15 protein-coding genes are annotated in these 14956 nt (G+C 39.1%); 13 read left to right on the forward strand and 2 right to left on the reverse strand.

The annotated features are described in order from the left end of the window. Window positions 1-9 precede the first annotated feature (9 nt). The 9 genes from infC to B0169_RS04065 all read left to right on the forward strand — a co-directional run bounded on the left by infC (window position 10) and on the right by B0169_RS04065 (window position 8954). Window positions 10-564 carry a translation initiation factor IF-3 gene (gene infC / locus B0169_RS04025; protein WP_077284677.1) on the forward strand — a complete coding sequence of 185 codons (555 nt, stop codon included), beginning with the start codon at window positions 10-12 and terminating at the stop codon, window positions 562-564. A gap of 180 nt (window positions 565-744) precedes the next feature. Further along, the gene (gene rpmI, locus B0169_RS04030; RefSeq protein WP_077284678.1) at window positions 745-939 is read left to right on the forward strand and encodes a 50S ribosomal protein L35; all 195 of its coding nucleotides are present in this window, start codon (window positions 745-747) and stop codon (window positions 937-939) included. A 15-nt stretch (window positions 940-954) separates the two neighbouring features. Next, window positions 955-1311: a 50S ribosomal protein L20 gene (rplT, locus tag B0169_RS04035; protein ID WP_077284679.1), complete on the forward strand. Its 357-nt coding sequence runs from the start codon at window positions 955-957 to the stop codon at window positions 1309-1311. Between the two features lie 191 nt (window positions 1312-1502). Continuing rightward, complete coding sequence (locus B0169_RS04040) at window positions 1503-2606, forward strand: phosphoribosylaminoimidazolesuccinocarboxamide synthase (protein ID WP_077284680.1); 1104 nt, start codon at window positions 1503-1505, stop codon at window positions 2604-2606. Window positions 2607-2957: 351 nt separating this feature from the next. Next, window positions 2958-3296, forward strand: a complete 339-nt coding sequence (glnK, locus tag B0169_RS04045; protein ID WP_077284681.1) for a P-II family nitrogen regulator — start codon at window positions 2958-2960, stop codon at window positions 3294-3296. Between the two features lie 74 nt (window positions 3297-3370). Beyond that, a complete protein-coding gene (locus B0169_RS04050) occupies window positions 3371-4663 on the forward strand; it encodes an ammonium transporter (RefSeq protein WP_077284682.1) in 1293 nt (430 codons plus the stop codon). Between the two features lie 574 nt (window positions 4664-5237). Then, window positions 5238-6218, forward strand: coding sequence for a phenylalanine--tRNA ligase subunit alpha (gene pheS, locus B0169_RS04055; RefSeq protein ID WP_077284683.1), 981 nt, complete (start codon window positions 5238-5240; stop codon window positions 6216-6218). A 12-nt stretch (window positions 6219-6230) separates the two neighbouring features. Then, complete coding sequence (pheT, locus tag B0169_RS04060) at window positions 6231-8657, forward strand: phenylalanine--tRNA ligase subunit beta (RefSeq protein ID WP_077284684.1); 2427 nt, start codon at window positions 6231-6233, stop codon at window positions 8655-8657. A gap of 3 nt (window positions 8658-8660) precedes the next feature. Further along, window positions 8661-8954, forward strand: coding sequence for an integration host factor subunit alpha (locus B0169_RS04065; protein WP_077284685.1), 294 nt, complete (start codon window positions 8661-8663; stop codon window positions 8952-8954). Window positions 8955-9035: 81 nt separating this feature from the next. Here the strand turns inward: B0169_RS04065 and B0169_RS04070 are convergent, their stop codons facing one another. Further along, on the reverse strand, window positions 9036-9554 hold the full coding sequence (locus B0169_RS04070; RefSeq protein ID WP_077284686.1) for a DUF2937 family protein: 519 nt from the start codon (window positions 9552-9554) through the stop codon (window positions 9036-9038). 196 nt (window positions 9555-9750) lie between these two features. On the opposite strand from B0169_RS04070, the gene B0169_RS04075 reads away from it, so the two are divergent. The 4 genes from B0169_RS04075 (at window position 9751) to B0169_RS04090 (ending at window position 14038) form a co-directional block, all read left to right on the forward strand. Then, the gene (locus B0169_RS04075; protein ID WP_077284687.1) at window positions 9751-11541 is read left to right on the forward strand and encodes an ABCB family ABC transporter ATP-binding protein/permease; all 1791 of its coding nucleotides are present in this window, start codon (window positions 9751-9753) and stop codon (window positions 11539-11541) included. Window positions 11542-11647: 106 nt separating this feature from the next. Continuing rightward, the gene (locus B0169_RS04080) at window positions 11648-12196 is read left to right on the forward strand and encodes a DUF1415 domain-containing protein (RefSeq protein ID WP_077284688.1); all 549 of its coding nucleotides are present in this window, start codon (window positions 11648-11650) and stop codon (window positions 12194-12196) included. Window positions 12197-12333: 137 nt separating this feature from the next. Then, window positions 12334-13122 carry a hypothetical protein gene (locus B0169_RS04085; RefSeq protein ID WP_077284689.1) on the forward strand — a complete coding sequence of 263 codons (789 nt, stop codon included), beginning with the start codon at window positions 12334-12336 and terminating at the stop codon, window positions 13120-13122. Between the two features lie 70 nt (window positions 13123-13192). Further along, a complete protein-coding gene (locus tag B0169_RS04090) occupies window positions 13193-14038 on the forward strand; it encodes a glucosaminidase domain-containing protein (RefSeq protein WP_077284690.1) in 846 nt (281 codons plus the stop codon). A 142-nt stretch (window positions 14039-14180) separates the two neighbouring features. On the opposite strand, the gene B0169_RS04095 is transcribed toward B0169_RS04090, so the two are convergent. Next, window positions 14181-14951, reverse strand: coding sequence for an outer membrane protein OmpK (locus tag B0169_RS04095; protein ID WP_077284691.1), 771 nt, complete (start codon window positions 14949-14951; stop codon window positions 14181-14183). Window positions 14952-14956: the final 5 nt, after the last annotated feature.

A 14956-nucleotide genomic window follows, 5' to 3' on the forward strand; every position in this document is an offset into this window, starting at 1 on the left:
TGGAGGAACATGGCTATTAAAGGTGGACAACGAGGCGGGCAAAAAGAGCCAGCACATCGTTTAAATGAGTTAATCACAGGTATTGCAGGCAATGAAGTTCGTTTGATTAAATATGACGGAGAGCCTGGTGGTATCGTCACATTGGATGAAGCAATGGATCAAGCTGAAGATGCAGGTGTCGATCTTGTAGAAATCAGCCCAACAGCAAAACCTCCTGTTTGTCGCGTTATGGATTACGGTAAGTTTATCTATGAAAAAGCGAAAGAACAGAAAGAGCAGCGTAAAAACCAGAAACAAATACAGGTTAAGGAAATTAAATTCCGTCCTGGAACAGATGAAGGCGATTATCAGGTCAAACTACGCAACCTGAAGCGCTTTTTAGAAGGCGGCGACAAGGTCAAGGTAACATTACGTTTCCGTGGCCGTGAAATGGCCCACCAAGAACTTGGTCTTGAAATTCTAACTCGCGTTAAAAACGATTTAGAAGAATTGACTGTAGTTGAGTTTTTCCCTCGTAGAGCGGAAGGGCGTCAAATGGTGATGGTCTTAGCCCCTAAAAAATAGATAATACCCGGTTTGACAAGTAGTTAATTGTTTTTCGGAATAATTAACTCACCGCTATTATCTTTAAGCTGGTAAACAAGGCCTACAAGCAGAGTTCGATATCTTAGCTTAATTGCTAAGCGCTAAGAAACTCTCGCCTAGTTTACTTTATATTTGGCATAACAATGCGGAGTTATTAACATGCCTAAAATGAAAACCAACAAAGGTGCTGCAAAGCGCTTTAAAGCGACAGCCACAGGCTATAAATTTAAACAAGCCGGTCTTCGTCATATTTTGACTAAACGCCGTACTAAAGTTAAGCGTCATCTTCGTGCTAAATGCATGATCGCCGCATCTGACATTAAGTCAGTTAAAAAACTTTTACGTCACGGTTAATAGGAGAGATAGAAAATGGCAAGAGTAAAACGTGGTGTACAAGCGCGTGCACGTCATAAGAAGGTTCTAAAGCAAGCTAAAGGTTACTACGGTGCTCGTAGTCGCGTTTATCGCGTTGCTTTCCAAGCTGTAACTAAAGCTGGCCAATACGCATACCGTGACCGTCGTCAACGTAAGCGTCAATTCCGTCAACTTTGGATTGCTCGTATTAACGCAGCAGCTCGTCAAAATGGTTTATCTTACAGCCGTTTCATTAATGGTCTTAAAAAGGCTTCTATTGAAATCGATCGTAAGATCCTAGCTGACATCGCAGTATACGATAAAGCAGCTTTCACATTCTTAGTTGAAAAAGCGCAAGCTTCTTTAGCATAAGTTTGAGATATTAGCTCGAAAAAAAGGACGCCTTTAGGCGTCCTTTTCTTTTTTTAAATGTTAAGAAACTGACTAATAAGTCAGGAAATATTATGGCTATAGTATGAGCGATTAATTAAGCGGGTTACGCACTTGTACATCAACCTGTTTAGTTAAACGTTTATTTAATTATAGGAAGTAAAGGTCTTATTATGAGTCTTGCTGATCAAATTTTAGCGGTAAATAATGATTTGCCTATCCGTACTGACGTTGCTGTGCACAGTGGCAAGGTACGCTCCGTTTACTGGTTAACTCAAGCGGATAGCCAGCGCTTAATTAAAGAAAAAAACTACGATGTTGCACTCGATACCCCATTAGCTATTATGGTGATCAGTGACCGTATTTCAGCTTTTGACTGTATTTGGCATGGCGAAGGTGGCATGAAAGGCGTACCGGGTAAAGGTGCAGCACTGAATGCGATATCAAATCATTGGTTTAAGCTATTTCAAGAGCAAGGCTTAGCTGATAGTCATATTCTTGATATACCGCACCCTTTTGTTTGGATTGTACAAAAAGCTAAACCTGTGATGATTGAAGCCATTTGTCGTCAATATATTACTGGCTCGATGTGGCGCTCGTATGCTAAAGGTGAGCGAGATTTTTGCGGTATTGAGTTACCTGATGGTCTTGAAAAAGACAGTAAATTGCCGACGTTATTACAAACGCCGTCAACTAAAGGCATTTTACAAGGAATTCCAGGTGTGCCAGCGGTTGACGATGTTAATATTACTCGTAAAAATATGGTTGATAATTTTGCGGCTTTTAATTTTAAGTCAATTGAAGATATTGCCTTATATGAGAAGTTATTAACTGAAGGCTTTGATGTTATCGCTGAAGCATTAGCAAAACTGGACCAAATTTTTGTTGATACTAAATTTGAGTTTGGTTATGTCAAAGACCGTAACGGCAATGACAAACTTATTTATATGGATGAAGTGGGCACACCTGATTCATCACGTATTTGGGATGGAGCGCAATATCGATTAGGTCATATTGTTGAGAACTCGAAGGAAGGTTTCCGTCAATTATTACTGAATCACTTCCCAGATGCCGATATATTATTAAATAAAGACCGTATGGTGGAACGTGAAGCATTGGCTCGTGATAATGAGTTACCTGCAGCAGTACTAATGTCACTCTCTGAAACCTACCTTGCTATAGCAGAAAAAATTACCGGTAAAGCGATTGTTTTATCGAGTAACCCGAAGCAAGAGATCATCGATATTTTACGCACTGAATATCATCTGATTGATTAAGCACGACATACTGACAATGATAGCCTATGCAGAGCCTCGCAATTGCGGGGCTTTTTTATGCCCGTGACAAAATGATTTTCAGCGAGATAAGTATTTGCGTAACAGGGGCTATTTAAGCGGGAATAACGGCTGCGCTTTTTTGATGCGACAAATGAGTGTTGCACCAAGGTGGCTCTTAATTAATGTTTTGTTGCACTGTTTTGGTGCTTTGTTGTGTTGAAGGGGGAGCTGTTTATCATTTAGTTGTTTGTATTTTATAGTTTTTATATTTTGGGTATAAATGGTGCTTAGTGTTGTCTCTATAATAAAAGTTAGAATTTAACTGATAACAAATGCACTAAAGGTGAGCGAATGAAATTAGTCACAGCAATAATTAAACCCTTCAAAATGGATGATGTTAGAGAAGCGTTAAGTGAAATTGGTATTGATGGTATGACAGTAACAGAAGTGAAAGGTTTTGGTCGTCAAAAGGGTCATACGGAACTTTACCGTGGTGCTGAGTACTCAGTTGATTTTCTGCCAAAAATTAAATTTGAAATTGCTGTTAAAGATGATTTTGCCGAGCGAGTTGTCGAAACCATTATTAGTTCGGCTCATACCGGAAAAATTGGTGACGGTAAAATATTTGTTACTGATATTGAAAGCGTTACCCGAATTCGTACCGGTGAAACAGATGATGACGCGATTTAATCAGTTGTTATTACCCGGTAATGAACAACTTCATTGCTTATTCTTAAGCTAAAAATTTAAATAGTGGATGTAAAATGAATAAAATAATAATCGCACTGCTAGCGTTAACGTTTTCTGTGCCAAGCTTTGCGGCCGTGCCAGCCCTTAATGGCGCTAACACCGCTTGGATATTAACTGCTACTGCCTTGGTATTACTAATGACTTTACCTGGATTAGCTTTATTTTATGGCGGTTTAGTGCGCCGTAAAAATATTCTATCAATTCTCATGCAATGTTTTGCTATTGCAGGTCTATCTTCTATTTTATGGTTTATTTTGGGCTATAGCCTAGCGTTTGGTGAGGGTAATGCCTGGATTGGTGATTTTAGTAAAGTCATGATGGTTGGTATGACTAAAGAAACACTCGCTGGTGATATTCCTGAAAGTCTATTTGTGCTTTTTCAAATGACCTTTGCAGTGATCACTCCAGCCTTGATTATTGGTGCATATGCGGAAAGAATGAAATTTTCTGCAGTATTGATTTTTTCAGGTTTGTGGTTGCTAGTGGTTTATGCACCAGTTACTCATTGGGTTTGGGGCGGTGGTTGGTTAGCGCAAATGGGCGTATACGATTTTGCTGGTGGTATTGTTGTGCATATTACCGCGGGCGTTGCGGCGTTAGTTGCTGCGGTAGTGTTAGGGCCACGCCATGGCTTTCCTCGTACGCCAATGTTGCCGCATAACTTAACCATGACAGTAACCGGCGCAGGTATGCTTTGGGTTGGTTGGTTTGGTTTTAATGGTGGTAGTGCTTTGGCTGCTAATGGTGATGCCGCTATGGCGATGATAGTTACTCACCTTTCGGCATCAGCAGGTGCATTGACATGGGCAGCTATTGAGTGGAAGAAATTTGGTAAAGCCAGTGTTTTAGGTGCGGTAACCGGTATGGTGGCGGGGTTGGGTACTATTACACCAGCGTCAGGTTTTGTTGGTCCAGGTGGTGCGTTAATTATTGGTGTTTCAGCCGGTATTGTATGTTTTTACTCAACAGTTTATATCAAACAAAAACTAAAAATTGATGATTCATTAGATGTATTTCCCGTTCATGGCATTGGCGGGATATTAGGTACGTTATTAGCAGGGGTTTTTGCCTCAACTGAGTTAGGTGTCTTTAGCGGATTTGGCTATGCAGAGGGCATCAGTACTATGCTAGGGCAAGTAACTGTGCAGTTAATTGGTATTGGTTCAACGATTCTTTACACGGCGGTGGTTTCTTATTTGTTATTTAAATTAGTCGGCTTTATGACTAACGGCTTGCGAGTTTCCAAAGAGCAGGAAACTACCGGTTTAGACTTAATTGAGCATGATGAAGTTGGGTATAATTTATAACGAAAGCAATTTGAATTATTAACAAATATAGTTTTTATTAGAAACGGTTACTCACATAGTAACCGTTTTTTTATGGCGAGAGTAAATACCATGTGAGTTAAGTAGCCTTGCTGAGGTGGCAGTGAACTGTATCTTTATTTTTTGCTTGCTACTTGCGAGCTAGTAATCGAAATGGATTTAGAAGATAAGCGGATGCTATTAGGCAGCAACGTAGCATGATTGTTCAAGCTAAGGCTAAGACTAAGACTAAAGCTAGGTTGATTTTAACTTAGCATGGTGGTTGTTTTTTATTCAGTAGAGCAAAGGAGAAGTCACTAAAATGCCAGCAAAATATAGCTTAGTTGATGGCTAATTTTTTAAAATAATGTCGTATTTGAAAAGTATTCAGCATCAAAGTGCAAATTATTGTTGAAAAACGTAGATTTACTCTACTTTATCGACAAGTTTTTGTGTAAAATCATTCACCATTTTATTAATCGAAAAAGTCTAGCTAAAGGCCAAATTAGGCCGATGTTAATGCCCTATATTTAAATACTCGAAGTATGGGCGCTTTAAACACGCTTTAGAGGAACTCATGAATTTAGACGATATAATATTGCAGGCAGAACAAGCTATTGCTGCGGCAACTGACCCTGTAGAACTTGACCAAGTTCGCGTTAACTTCTTAGGAAAAAAAGGTTTGTTCACTGAGCAAATGAAAGGCCTAAGTAAGTTACCAAAAGAAGAAAAGCCCAAAGCGGGTCAAGTGATTAACATCGCTAAACAGCAAGTACAAAAATTGTTAACTGAACGTGGTGAATTATTACGTGCCGAAGTTATCAAACAACAACTTGCTGCTGAATCTATTGACGTAACATTGCCAGGTCGTGGTGATGAGCTAGGCGGATTACACCCAGTAACACGTACTATTGAGCGTATTGAAAGCTTTTTTGGCGATTTAGGCTTTTCTGTTAAGCAAGGTCCAGAAGTTGAAGATGATTTTCATAACTTCGATGCTTTAAATATTCCTGAACATCACCCTGCACGTCAAGACCATGATACTTTCTACTTTAACCCTAAGTTAGTGTTACGTACGCAAACGTCTGGTGTGCAAATTCGTACCATGGAAAAAGAACAACCGCCTTTGCGTATTATCTCGCCAGGTAAGGTTTATCGTAACGATTACGATCAAACTCATACGCCAATGTTCCATCAAGTGGAAGGCTTAATGGTTGATAAAGATGTGAGCTTTACACACTTAAAAGGTGTGTTGCATGATTTCTTACATCACTTTTTTGAAGAAGAAGTAGAAATTCGCTTCCGTCCATCGTATTTCCCATTTACAGAACCTTCTGCAGAAGTTGATATTATGGGTAAAAACGGCAAATGGTTAGAAGTATTGGGCTGTGGCATGGTACATCCTAATGTACTGCGCAGTGTCGGCATTGATCCTGAAGTTTATACTGGTTTTGCCTTCGGTATGGGGGTTGAACGTTTAACCATGTTACGTTACGGCGTAAATGACTTACGTTCATTCTTTGAAAATGATCTTCGCTTCTTAAAACAGTTCAAGTAGGAAAGCCATATAATGAAATTTAGTGAATCTTGGTTACGTGAGTGGGTAAACCCTGCTATATCTTCAGATGAGTTAGCTCATCAAATTACCATGGCTGGCCTAGAAGTTGACGCGGTAGAGCCTGTTGCTGGTGAATTTAGTGGTGTATTAATTGGTGAAGTGGTTGAGTGTGGTCCACACCCTGATGCAGACAAATTACAAGTAACAAAAATTAATTTAGGCCCAGATTTTAATGACGGCGAGTTAGTTGACATTGTTTGTGGTGCTAAAAACTGTCGCCTAGGTTTAAAAGTTGCGGTTGCCACTGTTGGCGCGGTATTGCCGGGTGACTTTAAAATTAAAAAAGCAAAACTGCGCGGTGTACCATCACACGGTATGTTATGTAGTGAGTCAGAAATCGGTTTAGCTGATAATGCTGATGGCATTATGGAATTAGCCAGTGATGCACCTATTGGCAAGTGTGTAAGAGAATACCTTGATCTTAATGATGTCACTATCGACGTCGATTTAACGGCTAACCGTGGTGATTGCCTAGGCCTTAAAGGTCTTGCGCGTGAAGTAGGTGTACTTAACAGTTTAAGCGTTACAGAGCCAATGATCACGGCAGTTACACCAACTATTGATGATACCGTAGCGATTACTTTATCTGCTGACAAAGCTTGTCCGCGTTATTTAGGTCGTGTGATTAAAAATATCGATGTAAACGCTCAAACACCTTTATGGATGGTGGAGAAGCTTCGTCGTTGTGGCACACGTTCAATAGACCCTGTAGTGGATGTGACTAACTACGTGCTATTAGAGCAAGGTCATCCAATGCACGCCTTTGATTTAGCAGCTATTGATGGCGGCATTAATGTTCGTTACGCAGCTAAGGGTGAAAAATTGGTTTTGCTTGACGAAAATGAAGTTACACTTTCGGAGCAAACCTTAGTTATTGCTGATGGCGATGACAAGGGTAATGGTAAAGCGCTGGCAATGGCAGGGATTTTTGGCGGTTTAGCGTCAGGCGTGACTAGCGAGTCGAAAGATATTTTCTTAGAAAGTGCCTTTTTCGCACCGTTAGCTATTTTAGGTAAGGCGCGTCAGTATGGTTTACACACTGATGCATCGCATCGTTACGAGCGTGGCATTGACCCTCAATTGCAACGTGACGCCATGGAACGTGCAACACAATTATTGCTTGAAATTGTCGGTGGTGAAGCCGGACCTATTGTTGAAGCCGTGTCGCAAGAAAATATTCCAACTGAAAAAGCAGTAAGCTTACGTCGTGCCAAATTAGATAGCCGTATTGGTCATCATATTGATGATGTAACGGTAACTAACATCTTAACTCGTTTAGGGTTTAGCGTTACTGAAACTGGTGTTGATGCAGAGAAAGTATGGACTGTTGTTGTTCCTGCTTATCGCTTTGATATCAGTATTGAAGTGGACTTAATTGAAGAAGTTGCTCGTATTTTTGGTTACAACAACATTCCTAATGTTTCGCCAAAAGCGACATTGGCGATGCGTGAGCAAAAAGAAGCCGTGTTATCGGTAAGTAAGTTACGCAATGTACTGGTTAATCGCGGTTATCAAGAAGCGATCACGTATAGCTTTGTTGATCCGAAAGTACAGGCGCAGCTTCATCCTGGCCAAGCAACCATGACTTTACCTCACCCGATTTCGTCAGAAATGTCAGAAATGCGTGTCAGTTTATGGACGGGGTTATTGCAATCTGTGGCATATAACCAAAACCGTCAACAAAGTCGTGTACGTTTATTTGAAACGGGTTTACGCTTTATTCCTGATGAAAATGCAGAAAATGGCGTTCGTCAAGATAATATGATTGCAGGTATTCTTAGCGGTCAACGTAGTGAAGAACATTGGGATATTGAAAAATCAGCAACTGACTTTTATGATATCAAAGCCGATGTTGAAGCGTTGCTTAAGCTAACAAGTAATGAAAGTGCCTATGTATTTTCAAAAGCTGAAGTTGATGCCTTACACCCAGGACAAACCGCTGCTATCCACAAAAATGGTGTATTAGTTGGTTATGTTGGTGCCTTACATCCTGAATTAGAACGAAAATTAGGTCTAAATGGCCGAACACTAGTTTTTGAGCTTTTATTGAGTGAGGTTTGTACTCAAAATATCCCGCAAGCACGCGATATATCTCGCTTTCCGGCGAATAGACGTGATATCGCAGTTGTTGTTGAAGAGCAAGTTAGTGCAAATAATGTACTACAACTTATTGAAAAGGTTGGCGGAAATTATTTAGTTGATCTAAACTTGTTCGATGTATACCGAGGTAATGGTATTGAATCTGGTTTTAAGAGCTTAGCAATAGCAATGATATTGCAAGATAATAATAAAACCTTAGAAGAAAAGGACATCACAGACGTTGTTGACCGAGTGGTTGATACCTTAAAAACTGAACTAAATGCATCTCTGAGGGATTAAATAATGGCGCTAACAAAAGCAGAAGTAGCAGAACATTTATTTGAAAAAGTTGGGCTGAGTAAGCGCGACGCAAAAGATATGGTTGAAGTGTTTTTTGAAGAAATTCGTGAAACATTAGAAACAGGCGAACAAGTAAAGTTGTCTGGTTTTGGTAATTTTGATCTACGAGTTAAAAGTGAGCGTCCTGGGCGTAATCCTAAAACTGGTGAAGACATTCCAATTTCAGCACGTAAAGTAGTAACATTTCGTCCTGGTCAAAAGCTTAAAAGTCGCGTAGAAAACGGTAACGGCGAATAAGTTAACAGTTCAGTTTTGCATTAGTACTGTATAAAAAAAGGTTGCTTCGGCAGCCTTTTTTATTGCTAAAAATAACCTAAGCTAATGTTCTATTACTGTTTTCTTTTTGAATGGGTATTTAATCAAATTGACGGTTATTGTTTTTAAAATTAAGGCCGTAATGGCCAGTGTTCCACCAGTAGCAATAGCATTGAGTTCAAGAGGAATTGCCATTGAAAAATGTTCGACAGTGCCCCTGGCAATTTCATTATCTAAATGCCAAATAAACAGATAAACATTATGCAGATAGTCAGATTGTGTTATTTGCGCTAAGTGCGTTGAAAGGTACTCAACACGCAAAGATAGCCGTTCAATAAGTTCACCTGTACTGACAATAGCGGCCTCGCTATTGTCTTTATAGCGCGTGACCATGGTGATGATACTGCCATCAAAGTGTTGTTGAGCGATTATTTCAAATTGATTTAATTGTGACTGTGCTTCAGCCAAGTGCCCAGCTAAGCGCTGTTGATATTGCTGCATAAACTCAGGTAACTGAACACCCAATATAAAAATAGCAGTAAAGAAGCAGCGATCGATAATATTATTAATCAAAGTAAACATAATCGCGAGTTACGGTATAAGCAGAATAGTTTCACGTTAGCACAACTACAGAAAAAGTTCATAAAGCAATGCAAACAGTTTTTAGTTAATGTAATTGTTAAATGTTTTTTCAGACTTAATTTAGCATTAATGATAATATATTCAATTCTTAAAACCATGTAACCAACTCAAATTTTAGCGGAAATAACGAGCAATAATGCGTAGATCATCCCATCAGCCAGAACAAGAAGTTACTACCTTTAATTGGCGTGTTGTTAAGCTTTTAGTACCTTATTTACTTGAGTTCAAGGCGCGTATTTTTTTTGCTTTAGCTTGTTTAGTAATGACCAAAGTCGCCAGCGTATATTTACCTTTTATTCTTAAAGATATTGTTGATGTTTTAGATAGCCAGCAAGAAAACCGCATTTACTTAGTGCCGTTTGCTTTAGTGGCAGCCTATGGTCTGGTCAGACTAACCATTGTTATATTTGCAGAAATTCGTGACACTTTGTTTGGTCGTGTTACTGAGCGTGCGATTCGCCGGATAGGTTTAAAAGTTTTTCAGCATCTACATAAATTAGATTTAGATTTTCATTTGAATCGTCAAACGGGTGGGTTATCACGAGATATCGATCGTGGCACCTCTGGCATTAACTTTTTAATGCGCTTCATGATTTTTAATATTATCCCGACCTTAATCGAAATAGTCATGGTAGTTGGGATTTTATTGGTTAATTATGGCATTTGGTTTGCCCTTATAACCCTCTCTTCTATTGTGCTATACGTTGGTTATTCTGTTTATGCGACAGACTGGCGTACTCGCTTTATTCGAGAAGCGAACAAAGCTGACTCATCGAGCAATACTCGCGCTATTGATAGCCTACTCAATTATGAAACAGTTAAGTATTTTACAAATGAAGCATACGAAGCCTCAGCTTATGATAGCCAGTTAGCCAGCTGGGAGCAGGCTAAAATGAAGAATAGATTATCTCTATTTGCCTTAAATGGCGGGCAAGCACTGATTATCTCGTGCTCAATGACAGCTATGCTTGCACTTGCCGCCTATCAAGTAACCTATGAAAAAATGACCTTGGGTGATTTTGTCTTGATAAACGCTTTCATGATGCAACTTTTTATTCCATTAAATTTCTTAGGTTTTGTTTATCGCGAGATCAAAGGGTCATTGGCCAACATTGAACAAATGTTTGAATTGATGTTGAAGAAACCCAAAGTCGAAGATAATGAAAATGCTGACGTATTAAGTTTATCTCAAGCTGAGATTAACTTTGAAGCAGTGTCGTTTGCTTATGATGCTAAACGTCCCATCATCAAAAACATATCATTTACCATTAAGTCAGGGCAAAAAGTGGCTGTAGTTGGTGAAAGTGGCTCAGGAAAATCAACTTTAGTTAAATTGTTATTTAGGTTTTACGATTGCGACAGCGGTAAAATAACGATTGATGGACAAAATATTCGTCAAGTGACTCAACATTCGTTAAGAAAAAATATTGGTATTGTGCCGCAAGACACTGTGCTATTTAATGATACGCTATTTGCTAATGTGCACTATGGAGAGCCCAACGCAGATAGCGAAAAAGTACATCACGCTTTTAAAATGGCGCATTTGTCAGACTTTGTTGCTAGGCTTCCTGATGGTATCGACACGATTGTTGGTGAACGTGGTTTAAAGTTATCTGGCGGTGAGAAGCAACGAGTGGCTATTGCCCGAACTATTTTAAAAAATCCGCGGATTTTAGTTTTTGATGAAGCAACATCTTCACTTGATAGCCAATCGGAGCAAGCCATATTAACAGCAATAAAGGAAGTGGCGGAGCATAGAACCAGTTTAGTTATTGCGCATAGACTATCGACCATAGTTGACGCGGATAATATTATTGTCATGCAGCAGGGCGAAATAGTTGAACAGGGCACTCATCAGGGCTTATTAGCACAAAAAGGTTACTATTATACTATGTGGCAGCTGCAACAAAGTCATCATGATAATTAGGCTTACTGCGCTTAAATTTTTCCCTAGATTATCGTTAACCATATCAGGCTAAAAGCATGCTCTTTTAGCCGTAATTAAAAACTTAGCATAGGTTCTTCACGTTTACATGACAACAATACCTGAAATAGAGCAAACCAAACAATGGCTCGAACAAGTCATTATTGGCTTGAATTTTTGTCCGTTCGCAAAAAAAGAGTTTGTTAATCAAACCATACATTACCACCTAAGTGTGCAAGCGCAGCTAAAATCAGCACTGACTGAGTTACTCGCACAATGCCATTACTTGCAAGATAACCCTGAGGTTGAAACCAGTTTATTAATTTACTGTGATGGTTTTAGGGACTTTAATCGTTTTTTAGATTTGGTTGATTATGCTAATGCGCTTGTGGTTGAACATGGTTTTGAGGGGGAATTTCAAATTGCGACTTTTCATCCAGAATATTGTTTTGCTGATGCACATTATGATGATGCCAGTAACTTTACTAATCGCTCACCTTATCCCACTTTGCACTTAATTCGAGAGCAAAGCATGGCAAGGGTACTCAATGTTTATAAAAATCCAGAAGCTATTCCCGATAATAATATTGCGTTAGCGAATAAAAAGGGGGCTAACTACTTCAAAAGCTTGTTAGAGAAAATTAAAAGTAATAGTTAAATGGTATCAGCCGCTTTTATCGAATTTTCACAACTTTGTGCTCCTTATTCACACACACGAGCAAATTACGATATACTGGCGGCAATTAAGAGATAATAAACGCTGAGAATGCGTTGGCTAATTAGGTAATATTTTTTGTGGAAAAAGATCCGGTTGTAAAAGTTGGTGGTAGTGTTGAAGAAGCGATACAAGGTCAATACTCGCTTGATGTTGTGGCGATATTAAAAGAAGCATGGCAAATAACCTTAAAGTCACGTATGGCAATTAATTTAGGGTTATTAACTTGCTTGATTATCGGAATGTTAGTTTCAATGTTGGTGAGTAGTCAATTAGGTGGTATTGAGGTTGCCATTCAAGACCAACAATCAGCAACTTTACTTAATATTATTGTAACCTTAGTGGTTTACCCATTTGTTGTGGGTGTTGAAATGATGGGAATATTTCATTCTGTTGGTTTAAAAACAAGGCCACAATTAGTTTTTGCCTTTTTAAAGCGAGGTAGTTGGGTTGCCGTGTCAGCTTTGTTGACATCAACCCTAGTGACTATCGGGTTAACACTATTCTATTTACCCGGAATATTCTTGGCTGTGGCGTTGTCGCTCGCCTTACCTTTAGTGGTTGAAAAGCAAATGTCACCATTAAAAGCCATATCGGTGAGTTTACGTGCAACTCGTTTTCAGTGGTTTAAAATATTTTCGCTTTATGTCACTTTAGCGCTTGCTACTGTTGTTGCCGCATTACCGATTGCGGCTGCAGGTGGTTCAGAGCTAGGCTTTATTGCAATTGCTTTGTTTCTTTTTTGTTTAGCTTACATTGCGCCGATGTTTTATAACGTAAAAGGTATTTTGTATCGTGAAATATTTGGTTTACAAATGTCAGCTTCTGGTGCTCAATCTAATACTATAACGGACACTTTTTCGGCCTAACGTAAATGATGACTTTGCAGATTATAATGAGTCGATCATACTGAAGATTATTGCTTAAGGAACTATAAGCTTGACGAGATTTAATAAACAGCATTTTTTAGGGTTAATATTCGCTGCCTTGTTGGGTGTTGGTTTAATTGCTCCGTTTACTTTTTTAACAATAGAAGAGGATATTGAGCAGGTAACACCCGTAGCGCCCAAAGCAATACCTAAAGTAGTGAAAAAAGTAGAACAACCATTACATGATGTTACGCTCCCTAATTTTGCCAAAATACGTGATGTGAAAGAGAAAAAACGACAATTTTTTGCTTTTATAAAACCTGCGGTATTGGCTGAGAACAATAGAATACTTGCTTTGCGGGTAGAAATTGAACGTTTGATCGCGCAGCTGACCTTAGAGCAGCCGTTTAGTGAAGAAGATCTTGCACTAGTCGCTGACTTAATTGCAAAATATAAAGTCAGTAAAAAGTTCTCACTGTTAAGGCAGCTGTATGAGTTACAAGTTAAAGTTGATATTATTCCCCCTGCATTGATATTAGTTCAAGCAGCGAATGAGTCAGCTTGGGGAACATCACGATTTGCTCGTATTGGTTTGAACTTTTTTGGTGTTTGGTGTTATAAAAAAGGCTGTGGCATGGTACCGGGCAGTCGTAATACTGGCGCTAAACATGAAGTTGCGGCTTACAGCTCGATAAAGCAGGGTGTTGCACGTTATTTACATAATATTAATACCAATAGTGCCTATACGGTTTTTCGTACTATACGAAGCCAGTTACGAGAACAAAACCAACCACTAGCACCTGAGATCCTTGCTACGGGTTTAATTCCATATTCTGAGCGCGGTACTGATTACGTTTTGGAGTTAACCGAAATGATCCGTCATAACCGTAAATACTTCACTTTTCCCAATAAATAGCCAAGTTGCTATATCTATCGCGGTTTAAAATACAACAGCCCAGTTTATATAAAAAAGCTCATGAGTGTTTACTCATGAGCTTTTGATGTTTAATTGTTATTTTAACTGGCAATTAATACCTATAGCGCTAATTGCCATCGTGCTATAGATGTACCTTTATCATCGCACTTAGGGTGTTTTCGTTATCTAAACCAGCAATACCAAATTTATTATGCCAATATGAATACTCGAAACCCACTTCAAAGAATTTGGCTTTGCCAAAGTATTTACCAACATCGAGACGAATTTGAGGGTTAAAGTGGAAGTCGGCTTTATGGTCATCTGCTGCAGATGACCAATCAAGGTAACCATCGATAATAATATCATGGTTACCTAATTCGATGGGGTAGCCCCATGCTACGGTTAACTGGTAGTCATTGTCAGTATCATCGTTCTCGGCTAAATACACATTACTACTAAGGTAACTAAAGCCTTTAACATCCCATGAGGCACCAACACCAACGAGGTAGTTATTAAAGCCAAAACCAAAGCCATCATTGTTACCTGTGTCGTGTTCATAAGTACCGGCAAGATATAAATCAGTGATCGGTCCCATTGCCATTTTTGTTCCAGTTAAGTAGCTTAAACTGAGACGAGCTGATAGTTCACCATAAGTTTCTTCATAGCGGCCATGGTTGTCATCTTTACTTGCTGTGATGCGATCAACAAAAAAGAACACATCACCCCAATTGTGGCCTGAAGCATGCTCAAAGGTAATGACATTTATGTTGTCGTTTTCCAATAATTGAAAGTCATCAACATTTTTTAAATAGCTAATGGAGTTATCACTCCAAAGTGTTTCAGCATTAACTGCACTTGCTAATAACAAACTCGAACAGATAATCGATTTACATATATTTGAAGTTACTGACATTGGTT

This window comes from Cognaticolwellia aestuarii (assembly GCF_002000025.1).
In the GTDB taxonomy this organism is placed as follows: Bacteria; Pseudomonadota; Gammaproteobacteria; order Enterobacterales; family Alteromonadaceae; genus Cognaticolwellia; species Cognaticolwellia aestuarii.

Excerpts from the sequence above, each read along its gene's own strand:
- infC (WP_077284677.1), top strand. The coding sequence starts at position 10 with ATGGCTATTAAAGGTGGACAACGAGGCGGGCAAAAAGAGCCAGCACAT.
- rpmI (WP_077284678.1), top strand. The coding sequence starts at position 745 with ATGCCTAAAATGAAAACCAACAAAGGTGCTGCAAAGCGCTTTAAAGCG.
- rplT (WP_077284679.1), top strand. The coding sequence starts at position 955 with ATGGCAAGAGTAAAACGTGGTGTACAAGCGCGTGCACGTCATAAGAAG.
- B0169_RS04040 (WP_077284680.1), top strand. The coding sequence starts at position 1,503 with ATGAGTCTTGCTGATCAAATTTTAGCGGTAAATAATGATTTGCCTATC.
- glnK (WP_077284681.1), top strand. The coding sequence starts at position 2,958 with ATGAAATTAGTCACAGCAATAATTAAACCCTTCAAAATGGATGATGTT.
- B0169_RS04050 (WP_077284682.1), top strand. The coding sequence starts at position 3,371 with ATGAATAAAATAATAATCGCACTGCTAGCGTTAACGTTTTCTGTGCCA.
- pheS (WP_077284683.1), top strand. The coding sequence starts at position 5,238 with ATGAATTTAGACGATATAATATTGCAGGCAGAACAAGCTATTGCTGCG.
- pheT (WP_077284684.1), top strand. The coding sequence starts at position 6,231 with ATGAAATTTAGTGAATCTTGGTTACGTGAGTGGGTAAACCCTGCTATA.
- B0169_RS04065 (WP_077284685.1), top strand. The coding sequence starts at position 8,661 with ATGGCGCTAACAAAAGCAGAAGTAGCAGAACATTTATTTGAAAAAGTT.
- B0169_RS04070 (WP_077284686.1), bottom strand. The coding sequence starts at position 9,554 with ATGTTTACTTTGATTAATAATATTATCGATCGCTGCTTCTTTACTGCT.
- B0169_RS04075 (WP_077284687.1), top strand. The coding sequence starts at position 9,751 with ATGCGTAGATCATCCCATCAGCCAGAACAAGAAGTTACTACCTTTAAT.
- B0169_RS04080 (WP_077284688.1), top strand. The coding sequence starts at position 11,648 with ATGACAACAATACCTGAAATAGAGCAAACCAAACAATGGCTCGAACAA.
- B0169_RS04095 (WP_077284691.1), bottom strand. The coding sequence starts at position 14,951 with ATGTCAGTAACTTCAAATATATGTAAATCGATTATCTGTTCGAGTTTG.